We start from the raw sequence: 12321 nt of genomic DNA, 5'->3' as shown, positions 1-12321 counted from the left end.
ACTGTGGACTGCCAACTGCCTACTGCTCTACGAACCCCTACTCAATACATTAGCATTTATCCTTAGGGTATTATAGGACGAAGAAGGGTCGTTGCTGATAACGGTAATTGTTTTAACCTGTTTCCCTTTTCTTCCGACTGAGTCAAATATTACGTCTATATCAATCGTTTCACCGGGTTTTAACTGCGTTTTGGAAGGTTTGGCGGTAGTGCATTCGCAGTTTGCATGGACCTTTCTAAGAATTAGTTTTTGTTTTCCGTTGTTCGTGATCTTAAAAGTGGTGGTGGCTTTATTGCCCTCTTTAACTTCACCAAAATCGTGGCTCTTTTTGTCAAAAGATATCTTTGGAACCTTTGCTTTTTCCTCTTCAGACAACGGAGGGAAGTATTCTTCCATTGTGCCAATAACATTCAATACTTTTTTCGCATCCTTAGCTTCATTGGTGTACAATTCTATACCATAACTAACATAACCCCATTCGCCTTTCTTAGTTGGATCGTAAGTAACCTTGATCGTTCCCTTTTCCTTTGGTTTAATGGTTTTAGGTTCAATCATTATTTGAATATGCTTAGGTGCGATAATTTTATCAGTAAATGTGACCGGCTCTTCACTATCATTATAAAAGGTGAATTCTTTTGTAATTGGTTTATTGACTTTTACCCTGCCAAGAGTGAGGTTGTCACTCCTTAACCTGATATTTCCTAACTTTTTAGGATAAGCTTGTGTTGGTGATTTGGGTTTTGGTGCTACATTACCTTTAATGTACAAGACTAGTGTAGCCGGGTTTGTATTTGAAGATATAGTTAACGTTTTTGTAAAAGCGCCAGGCCTGTTAGCCGGGTTATATTTTGCCTTTATAAATCCTTTTTTGCCTGGCATTACCGGCTCTTTACTCCATCCCGGAGTGGTACAACCACACGAAGCTTTTACATTTGATACGATCACCGGGTTAGTACCTGTATTGGTGAATTGAAATTCATAGGTAACCGGCCCGTCAGCTTCATTGATGTTGCCAAAACTATGGGTCTTATTTTCAAATTTTAATACACCTTTTTGTGCGAATAGACAAAAGGCGATGATAAAATTGGCGATGAGTGTTAAAGTTAGCTTTTTCATGATTTTATTAAGTTGTTTTTTATAAAAGACTCGCAAATATATACCAATGAATAATTATAAAAAAATTTTTTACTCTATAATTTGCCAAAAGATTGGATATCAAAGATGAAAAGCTAGGCACCAGGCTTGAAAATGATTTTCTTATCACAAAAAACGGCCATGTTGACCTGATGGAGCATATACCTATTGAGGCGGAGGAGATTGAGGGGTTGATGAATGAGAAAAGTTGACAATTGACAGTTGACAATATTGCCAACTGCCTACTGCCAACTGCCTACTTTTTCAATATTCCATCAATTTTTTCATATAAAGCGTATCACCTACGCGTAATTTAAGAATATAAACACCCGGTGAATAACCCAGATCATTTGCACTGAAATCAATTTGATGTTTGCCGATGTTTTGTGGTTCATTTACCAGCACTTGTACCTTTTTGCCCAATACATTATAAACTTCTAATAACACATTGGCATGTTCATGAAGAATATAAGCAATTTTTGTCTTCCCGGTATATGGATTTGGATAAACTTTGAAATTCGAAAGGTTTTCAACCCCGGGTACTTGGGGTGGAATTCCTGTTGGCAAAAGCCGGTTTGATACATTCGATCTGGCTGAATTGTAGGTTAATACCTTACTCATATTTGGATCACAGCCCGTAGGATGTTTCACTTCAACAAAGTAATAGAGATCTTCATTAGGTGGAGTAGGATCAGTATAGGATGTAAGATTGCTCGCCAGGGCACTCAATGTATCCCAGCCGGTTAATGCTGTATATCTGAGGACATAATATGTTAAAAATGGAAAATCTCCTTCATAATGATCCCATATCAGGTTTATTGCAGGGGGTATTCCTAAATTTATATTTAAGTGCATCGTCTTATGGTCTGCACTTAATTCTGATTCATTAAGGCATGAATCTACTACCTGCATCTTATACCTCCACGATCTGATCGCTGGGTCCGATAAGCTATCTACAAACACGCTTGTGGTGTTTACAGGCACGTTTCCAATCAAATAATAAACATCAACCTGAGAACTCTCTTTATATATGTTATATGATAAAACCCCTTCTGTTTGTGTTTTCTCCCATACGATCAGGTTCTTGCCCGTAGCGCTGTCAACCGTGACAAGACAAATTGAAGCTTCTACTGAAGGTATTCCTGATATGTGAGCGCTTGCTGTTGCTATACAGTTGTTGGTATCGGTTACAGTTACATTATACGTTCCTGAAGATACATTTACCAGGTCTTCATTGATAGAACCATCTGACCATAAGTAGGTAAATATCCCTGACCCGCCTGTTAAGCTGATATAAATTGAACCTAAAGAAGCGCCACATCCTCCATCTATGATTGAATCTATGGTTATTGTTGCTCCACCTACGTTACTTACGGCAACGTTGACTGAATCTGTACAGCTACTAAAATCTGTAACGGTTAAAGTATAAACTCCTGCTGCCAGGCTGTCTGCAAAGAGAAGGGTATCACCACTGGACCATGCATAAGTATAGGCGCCTGTTCCACCACTTACACTCACAGATGCGCTGCCATCGTTGTTGCTGCAATTGGCATCGGTTGTAGTGATTAAGTAGCTAAATGCATTGGGCTCGGTAAGCGTAACGCTTTGATTGGTAATACATCCGTTTGAATCTGTAACGGTCACTTCATAAGGCCCTGCCACTAAATTAGAAATGAAAGGGTCTGTACTTCCATTTGACCACAGGTAAGCGTAAGGTTGCGTGCCACCGATTACTGTAATAGTTATAGCTCCATCTGAACCATCATTACAGGTAATATCTGTTGAAAAAACATTATTGATCTCAGGACCGTCTGAATCACTGATCGTAGCAAGGGCAAAATTAGAACAACCATTAACATCGGTTACTGTTACTACATAAATACCGGAAGACAAACTATCAGCAATATCAAGCGTATCGCCACTTGACCAGGCATACGTGTAAGGCGGTGTGCCATTACTGACACTCACAGATGCGCTGCCGTCTGCATTACCACAAGTGGAATTTGTTGGAGTGATGGATAGTATCATTTCAGGAGGTGAGCCAACTATTACGGTTGCTGTATCTGTACAGCCGGCAGAATCGGTTGCTATTACTGTATAAGTGCCTGCGCATAAACCCGTAGCTGTTGAATTTGTCTGTGCTGCGGGGTCATCCCAAAGGTGGGTGTAAGGTTCTGTACCGCTTATAGCTATTCCCGTAGCTGTTCCATTACATATCGATAGACAGGAAGCCGCAGAAGATGCTGTAACGATTGATAAGCCGCTCAATGCAGATAAGGTAACGCTGCCTGTAGCAGAGCAGCCATTCATATCGGTAATGATCACCGTATAGGCGCCAACAGACAAGCCCATGATATCCTCAATAGTATCTCCGTTAGACCAGTTGTACGCATAAGGCGGAGCGCCACCGGAAGCTGTCAGGTCAGCAGCCCCGTCATTAGCTGCGGCACAACTTAGGTCTGTGCCTGTAATGCCTGCAACAGTGGGTAAAGCATAGACCGTTATAATTGTCTCTGCTGAGGTATCGCTGCATACACCATCTGATACTATTAACCTGAGTGCATAGATGGCGGGTGCAGGAGCTAATACAAAAGCATTGGTATCTGTACTGAAAGTAAAACCATCTACCTGCCACAGGTATGAAGTCGCTCCGGTACTTGTATTAGTAAAAAAGCCAGTATCTCCTACACAGCCAACAGTATCGCTTACTGTATAGCTTGCTGTTGGTGTTGGATGTACTAATATTTGTTGTATGGTAGTATCTTTACAGATCGGGAAACCGGTAGCAATTAAACTAACGGTATAAATACTATCAACCAGGCTTGCTGTATTTGTAAATATATGGGTCGGATTTGTATCTGTGCTGGAGAAACCGTCTCCAAAATCCCATTCATAAGTAGCCGCTCCAACAGAGATATTCTGAAAATCAACCGTAAAAGGATGACAGCCCGTATCTGGCGAAGCAGTAAATGCAGCAGTGACTAATGGTAAAACCGTAACGGTTGTTGTAGCTGTATCGGTGCAGCCAAAACTATTTTCTACAAGTAATATTGGGTTATAAACAATAGCACTGTCTGTCAGATTGGTGTAAAGATGGTAAAGACAGGTATCTAAAAAAGTTGTATCATAATTGCCATCCCCAAAATCCCAAAAGAGTGTATCGGCACCGGTTGTAGCGACACATAGCGTATTATTAAGCGGTGTACAGCCAATAGAGGTTAGGGTAAATGAATTGATAACAGGGTTTGGATTTACGGTTAAAGTGGTTGCAATGGTATCATTAAAATTATCAACATCTCCAACCAAACCTGTCCAGGCATCAAAGAAATAGGTACCTGGGGCAAGCAAATTGCTGGTGGCTGTAAAGGTATAGCTAATAGTATCACCGGGGTTAAGAGAGTCAGGTATCGTTTCAGTAACTGCTCCTGTGCCATCATTAAAAGAAACAGGGATGCTGTCTTGAACCGTAGTACCAAAATTCTTAACTCTAACCGTTACAGCTTCGGTTGCACTCAAGTTACAGCCGGAGGTTGGCGCGTCAATAGCGATCACGCCTACATCATCAGCAGATGAAGGAGCACAATCGCCATTTACATAAATTGCCATAGGAAAAGAGAAGAGTGCCCATGTAACCCCGCCATCACCTGAGAACTTTAGGTCTTCCCCCGTGTCTGTAGTATCAGTAGTTGAATATCCTACCATATAATCTCCTCCACCAGTGGTATCAATTAATACATGATATACTAATCCGGGGGTAACAGGGATGCCCAACCCCCCAATATAAACCCATTGGCCCGCGACAGGCAGGTTTATCAACCCGCTCATCCATAGCACTGCAGTTTCATCAGGATTGCCAGCCCCATCATCAGGAGCAATTCCAAATTTTATCTGATTTGGTCCGACCCAGGGAGAAAGCCAAACCCCTACCGTATCAATAGTATTAACATTCGCAATAAATGATTGACCCACATAATCAGCCCCCGAACCTGCAGGATCAGTCATAGCTGTATATTCATCGCTGACACAATCAAAAGGAGGAGCACAAGCGCCATATATGGTAGCAGTGTATCCGGCAATATTCATATTGACAATTCCATCATTTTTAACACTGAGCGTATTAAGTCCAGGGTTTAAAGCAGCGTTTAAAGTTGCTGTATCTGTAATGGTAAATTTAAATGGGTATATGACTGGCGTGCACGTACAGGTAAAAGTAATATCCTGGTACAGGCCAATTGGTATCCCATTTAAATAAAATGTAAAGTTTACAGTATCTCCAGGTGTACAATCAGTATAATATAGATAGAAGTCTATAGAATCTATTTTGGTGGTGGTCAACGTGAATGGATCTGAAGATTTTAAGGTTGTATCATTAGTGACAAAACCGTCAGTACACAAGTCATTGGTGAAGCTGCTGCAGGTTGTATCTCCGCTGCCGCCAACTGCATCAAAGATACAAACTTTAAGCTGATTATATATATCAAAGTTAGAAAGACTATCATTGAAATTGACTGTATCTCCAGCTAAGCTTGTCCAGGCATCAAAAATGTAAATACCGGTAGTGGAAAGATCAGCAGTAGCTGCAAAAGTATAAATAAGTGTATCTCCCGGATTTATTGTATCAAAAATAGTCTCATTGACAGCAGGCCCCGCATTAATACGATAAGAAACCGGGATAGTATCCAGGAGAACCGAACCGAAATTGGAAACTCTGATTGTAACACTTTCTGTTGCAGTCAATCCACAGCCTGAAATTGGTGCATCAATAGCGATAACGCCTACATCAACAGTTAGTTGTGCTTGAATTAAAATATTATAATCTTCTGTTTCACCCCACGTATAATTATTACAGGAATCACCAGCTACAGGTGTAGTACCAAATATACATCTTACCCTCAATCTTGTTGCTCCAGGTGTTGTAGTGCCTGGAATATAAATAGTACCACCAACTGGAACTGTTCCTGCAGCAGCAGAAAATACAAATTCACCGGCATCTGAGATATCGCCATCCTGGTTGAAATCAATCCAAACGCCAAAACCCTGTGGAGCAGAAGTTGTAGGGGTTAAGGTGATAGGATAAAAACTTCCCTGCCCAACTTTGGCAGTGTCTGCAGAATAAAAGATATAATTATCGGGATTGCCGTTACAACCTGTGCCAGCAGGAGAATTGTCAATGCCGGCAAATTCTACCCGGTCAATAAAATCGGTGGCACAACCAGTTGTGTATGTAGGTGTACAATAGGTTACGATTGGAAGTGCCCAAAGAATAGCATCAATATACAATTGTTGTATATTGGTATCTGAAAGCGTAGTCTCGCCTGCAGAATTACCTGTATGATAAAAGCCCACAACACGGCCTGATCCAAAATATCTGACCGCTACTACATCTCTGCCTTGGTCATCTTTCATCAATGTTGTAGAGGGATTTATTGGAAAAAAGTGAAGACTGTCATCGGTTGTGTTGTCATAGGTAATAGCAAAGGTAGCAGGAACATTCGCTAGAATAGGATGAGACGCCTGAGCAGGCACCTCAATATAGGAAGATGTGACTCCTCCTGCTGTAGTCCGGTCAAAAAGAATTAAATCCTGCATCGCTAACATACGCCCTTGCAGTATCTCGTAAGCATTCCATTCAGAGCCCAGAAAGATTCCGCCCGAATCCTGAACAAAACTAACAATTGCATTCTGGCCGGCTGCAAGCATCTCTGCTGCCCATGTTGTTCCATTCAGATGAATTACTGCATCAAAACCAGCTAAAGGTGGATTTGTTCCGTCATAACTGAGCTCATCAGTTGCACTCATTGTAACTGTCATACCAGCATTTTGAAGAGCTGTTTTTAGAGATTGAGTGTTTGGATTGGTTACAACGTCATCCCAGATAATGAGCACATTCGGTCCTATTTCATATCCAAAAATTACAGTCATAGTTTGAGTTGGAGGAGAACAGATGACAGTGATACCTCCCCAATTACTATTACCAATACAGGGGCGTACGCTATATGGTGCAGTACAACTGCAAGCACTAGGTGCACCCGGACCGGCATAGAATTCTATCCTATCAGCCGCGATTGAACAACCACTACCACAACCAGTAACACCTACTCCCCAGGTATTGCCTCCACAAGTCCAGCTTCCAATACTTCCATTCATAAGTGCAGCAGCCATTTGCTTAACAGTAGCAGGATCACTGCATGTTATTCCGACCGTATCCAGACTTCCTCTAATGGTTACTGATGTAAAATTATTTACCAGCGTATCTAGTTGGCTCCTAAAGGTTACCCAATTATCATACTGTGGATTACCCGGACAATAAATGGTTCCACCTGTAAAACTTTCTGAATAGATGATTGCTTGTGCAAATGCGTAATTTGCCCCATTAGATAATATTACAACAACAAATAAAGTCTTTAAAAAAGATTTTACAGGCTGTAGTTTAGCGCTCCGCCCCGCAGCAAATAGTCTAACGGGGTAAACAAAGAGAGCAGTGAATAAAAGAGTTAGTAATTTTTTCATGATCGTATTTGTTTAGTTAATTGTTTTTTCTTTTTTTCTATTCATCCAATTACTGATAATATCAATCGATTTGAGAATAACAAAATTTTAAATTAAGTTTTCGGGGTGAATGTATAAGATAAAATAATAACAACAAAATATTTTAATAAAAATTTAGGTGGTTTAATAAATAGTGTCAAATATGCTTTTTTTGATCATTATAGTATTGCCAGATCCATAAAGTAAGTAGAATTAAAGAACCTGCAATAAAAATATAGCCAAGGATTTCCATATTTATTTCTCTTTTGAATAATATATCGCGATCATAAAACAAAGTAATGAAAAGAATACCCCAATTATTACAACCCATGAAGGTATAATTCGTGTTGAAATAAAATATCCGATTACTATGCCCGTAAAAGTGAATTTACCCACTTCGATCAGGATAGTAACTAATATTTTTTTCTGGGATCTATCCATCTACATTCAAAATTGTTGTAATTGTTTAGTTAAGTGTTTATTTAATTGTTTTCTATCATCCAATTACGGATAATATCAATCAATTTGAGAATAACAAAATTTCAAATTAAGTTTTCAGGGGACAAATATAAAAGATAAAATAATAACAACAAAAATATTTCTATAAAAAATTATTTATTTTCCTTTGTTTTTGATCAGGTAATACCATTGTGAAATTGTAAAACCGATCTTAATAATCCCATATATTATTGCAACTGCCAGTGCAATAAACTCTAAGATTGGATTTATTTCAATATATTCAATTACTGCAATTAAAATAAATATAAGTACTACGTCTAATATGGTATCTGCGGTTTGCATAATGCAGGCAACGATTTATGCCGTGGCAAATATAAGATAAAATAATAACAACAAAAATATTTTTATAAATTACCCATTAAACCACTGATGTAATATCAGGATCGTTCATGTCTTTATCAACTGAGATTATTGTTTTACCGTTTGAATTATCAATAGTAATGTGCCATGACTGCAATGTTTTGGATCCTATTATCATTTCTTTAGATAGTTTCGGAGCAATGTAAATTAATTCTTTAATTTTCTTATTATTAATAGTGACAATAAGTTCTACTGAGCCTGTTATTTCAAGTGTTCCGCTTTCTGATGCGGTGCCCCATAATTCCGAAACAGGATAATATACAATGTACTCAGACAATGGTAAACACTCTTGTTTGATAATTGAATAAAAAGAACCTGAATCAAAAAGAGTATTCACACTTTTTGTTTTCTTGTCAATGGTTTCTATCTGAAGTTTTTGTATGGGATAACTCATTATTTAATTTGAATATTTGTTTTATTTGAAATTAGTCGCAAATGTAGTTATTTTATTTGGAAATAGTCATCAAATTTCATCCCGAATATTTTTATACATTCTGAAACAAGTCCACAGTCGGCAGTCCACAGTCGCCAATGTTGCTGACTGCCGATTGCCGATTGCCGACTGCCGACTGCCGACTGCCGACTGCCGACTGCCGACTGCCGACTGCCGACTGCCGACTGCCGACTGAGTACTCGGGATCAAACCACTGCCTTTTCATACTCCTCTACCGGCAAACAACCACAAACCAAATTCCTGTCACCATAAGCGCTGTCTATCCGGCTTACGGTGGGCCAGAATTTGTTTTGCTTAACCCAATCCAATGGATAGGCGGCTTTTTGTCTGCTATAATTATGATCCCATTCATCAGCCATTACAACTTGGGCAGTATGAGGTGCATTTTTTAACACATTGTCATCCCGGTCTGCTTTATCATCCTCAATTTCCTGTATCTCTTTTCTAATGGCGATCATAGCTTCACAGAACCTGTCTAATTCTTCCACTGATTCACTTTCGGTAGGTTCGATCATCAATGTTCCAGGCACCGGGAAAGATACAGTTGGAGCATGAAATCCATAATCCATCAGTCTTTTTGCTATGTCTTCTACCTCTATTCCAACAGCTTCTTTAAATTGGCGGCAATCAACAATGAACTCATGTGCACACCTGCCATTTTTTGCTGTATAAAGAATAGGGTAATATTTCTCTAACTGTGATTTAATATAATTTGCATTTAAAATTGCTATTTTGGTAGCTTCTGTTAAACCTGCTGCACCCATCATAGCTATATAGGCATAGGTGATGGGAAGAATGCTTGCGCTGCTCCAGGGAGAGGAAGAAACGGAATGAATTGAATTGCGAGTTGCGGGCTGATGTATTAATTGATGTGCAGGCAAGAAGGGAGCTAAATGCTTTGCTACGCCAATAGGCCCCATTCCGGGCCCGCCACCTCCATGAGGGATACAGAAGGTTTTATGTAAGTTAAGATGGCAAACATCAGCGCCAATTTCTGCCGGGCTGGTCAATCCCAACTGGGCATTCAGGTTAGCGCCATCCATATAAACCTGACCGCCATTATCGTGAATGATCCGGCAAACCTCTTTGATATTGTCTTCAAATACGCCATGTGTTGATGGATAGGTGATCATTAAAGCTGCCAGGTTGTCTTTATGAAATTCCACTTTTTCTACCAGATCATTAAGATCTATATTCCCATGCCGGTCACAAGCTACAATGATAACTTTCATCCCTGCCATTACTGCACTTGCAGGATTGGTTCCGTGTGCAGAGGATGGGATCAAAGCAATGTTCCTGGATCCATCCCCTTTGCTTTGGTGAAGTGCACGAATTACCAGCAAACCGGTAAATTCTCCCTGTGCTCCGGAATTAGGCTGAAATGAAATAGCAGCAAATCCTGTAATTGAGCATAACCAAACTTCCAATTCTGTAAAAAGCTGCATATAACCCTGTGCCTGCTCTAATGGCACAAAAGGATGCAAGTTGGCAAATTCAGCCCAGGTAACCGGTACCATTTCGGCAGTAGCATTAAGCTTCATCGTACAAGACCCTAATGAGATCATGGAATGCACCAACGAAAGGTCTTTATTTTCTAATCGTTTCAGATAACGCAGCATCTCGTGTTCAGTGTGATATCTATTGAAGACAGGGTGTGTTAGATAAGGCGATCTTCTTTTAAGTGAGTCTGGTATTTTAAAAGGGGATGTGTTATTTAAATCAGAGGATGTTTGACCTGCCTGCTTTAAGCCTTTGGCGGGCAGGTGTTTAAGGTTGGATATTTCAGGTTTAAACTTTGAAGTACAGACGCCCAATTTGGGCGTCTCTTTGAACTTTGAACCAGACTGTGCTTTATCAAAAACATTTATAATATCATTAATATCACTAATTTCCGTTGTTTCATTTAAAGAAATACCTATATAATGATCATCAAAATAACGGAAATTAATTTGTGATTCTAAAGCGATCTTTCTGAGCAATTCTATTTTACCAACATCAATCTTTAAGGTATCAAAAAAATGATTATTGATTTGGTTGTACCCTAATGCTGTGAGTTCTTTCTCTAAAAGTTTTGTATAACCATGTATGCGCTCACCAATCGTCTTCAATCCTTCAGGTCCGTGGTAAACAGCATACATACCTGCCATGATAGCGAGTAAAACCTGGGCTGTACATATATTAGACGTTGCTTTTTCTCTGCGAATATGTTGTTCCCTTGTTTGCAAAGCCATCCTGTATGCCTTATTGCCATCAGCATCTAAGGATGCACCAATGATCCTACCCGGAATATATCTTTTGTAGGCTTCTTTTGTAGCAAAATAAGCTGCGTGAGGGCCTCCGTAACCCATAGGCACACCAAACCGCTGGGTTGAACCAACCACAACGTCCGCTCCCATTTCACCGGGAGGTACAAATAGCGTTAAACTTAAAATATCAGCAGCTACAGCTATTAGAATGTTTTTCTCATGTGCTTTTGAGATAAAATCACTATAATCATATACAGCTCCATTTGCGTCAGGATATTGAAGTAATGCACCGAAAACCACCTTACCCCCTAACCCCCTCTCCACAAGTGGAGAGGGGGAATCCAGGTTCAGTTCATTATGATCGGCCATTAACAATTCAATGCCAAGAGGTAACGCTCTTGTTTGCAGTACGTCAATGGTTTGAGGGAAACAATCTTTTGAAACTAAGAACAAGTTTGCATTTTTTTTATCTCCTTTTCTTAATGAAAACATCATTGCCATTGCCTCTGCGGCAGCTGTAGCTTCATCCAGAAGAGAGGCATTGGCCAGCTCCATACCGGTTAGATCCATTACCATCGTTTGGAAATTGATCAACGCTTCTAACCTGCCTTGTGCAATTTCAGCCTGGTAGGGTGTGTAGGCGGTATACCAGCCCGGGTTTTCCAGAATGTTCCTTTTGATCACTTCAGGAACAATGCAGTCGTAATAACCCATCCCGATATAAGGCTTAAATAGCTTATTTTTCCCGGCCAGCTTCTTTAGTGATCTCAAAAAGTCAAATTCGTTTTGAGCTTCGGGCAGTTGCAATGCTTTTTTTAACCTGATCGGAGCGGGTATCGTTTCCTCAATTAACTGATCTAAAGAGTCTACACCGGTATGATTCAGCATTTTTTTAATGCTTTCTTCTCCAGGGCCATTATGGCGTGTTACAAATTTTTCTTTTTTGGTAAAATCCTGTCGCATGATTTTTTCTTAACTTACCTGAATATAATTTGGATGAAAATAATTTTGGCTTTAGTTTAATATAGCGTGTTAAACTGTATCTTAGCTCTGTAAATGTACACGAAATTGATAAAATCG

Annotated in this window: 6 protein-coding genes; 1 reads left to right on the top strand and 5 read right to left on the bottom strand. The window is 39.7% G+C overall.

Going from position 1 to position 12321, the window contains the following annotated elements:
- Window positions 1-27: 27 nt before the first annotated feature.
- The 4 genes from FVQ77_09925 to FVQ77_09910 form a co-directional block, all read right to left on the bottom strand.
- Entirely contained in the window at window positions 28-1116 is a 1089-nt protein-coding gene (locus tag FVQ77_09925) for a DUF1573 domain-containing protein (protein MBW8050635.1), read from the bottom strand.
- Between the two features lie 282 nt (window positions 1117-1398).
- On the bottom strand, window positions 1399-7644 hold the full coding sequence (locus FVQ77_09920; protein MBW8050634.1) for a T9SS type A sorting domain-containing protein: 6246 nt from the start codon (window positions 7642-7644) through the stop codon (window positions 1399-1401).
- A gap of 633 nt (window positions 7645-8277) precedes the next feature.
- Complete coding sequence (locus tag FVQ77_09915; GenBank protein ID MBW8050633.1) at window positions 8278-8463, bottom strand: hypothetical protein; 186 nt, start codon at window positions 8461-8463, stop codon at window positions 8278-8280.
- Window positions 8464-8539: 76 nt separating this feature from the next.
- Complete coding sequence (locus FVQ77_09910; protein MBW8050632.1) at window positions 8540-8935, bottom strand: hypothetical protein; 396 nt, start codon at window positions 8933-8935, stop codon at window positions 8540-8542.
- A 25-nt stretch (window positions 8936-8960) separates the two neighbouring features.
- Here FVQ77_09910 and FVQ77_09905 point away from each other — a divergent pair, with 25 nt between their 5' ends.
- A complete protein-coding gene (locus tag FVQ77_09905; protein MBW8050631.1) occupies window positions 8961-9170 on the top strand; it encodes a hypothetical protein in 210 nt (69 codons plus the stop codon).
- Window positions 9171-9180: 10 nt separating this feature from the next.
- Here FVQ77_09905 and FVQ77_09900 read toward each other — a convergent pair whose 3' ends face one another.
- Window positions 9181-12204, bottom strand: coding sequence for a glycine dehydrogenase (locus tag FVQ77_09900; GenBank protein MBW8050630.1), 3024 nt, complete (start codon window positions 12202-12204; stop codon window positions 9181-9183).
- Between the last annotated feature and the right edge of the window lie 117 nt (window positions 12205-12321).

The organism is Cytophagales bacterium (assembly GCA_019456305.1).
GTDB lineage: Bacteria > Bacteroidota > Bacteroidia > Cytophagales > VRUD01 > VRUD01.
Note: the sequence above shows the minus strand (reverse complement) of the source record. Positions and strands in the feature narration are given on the sequence as shown.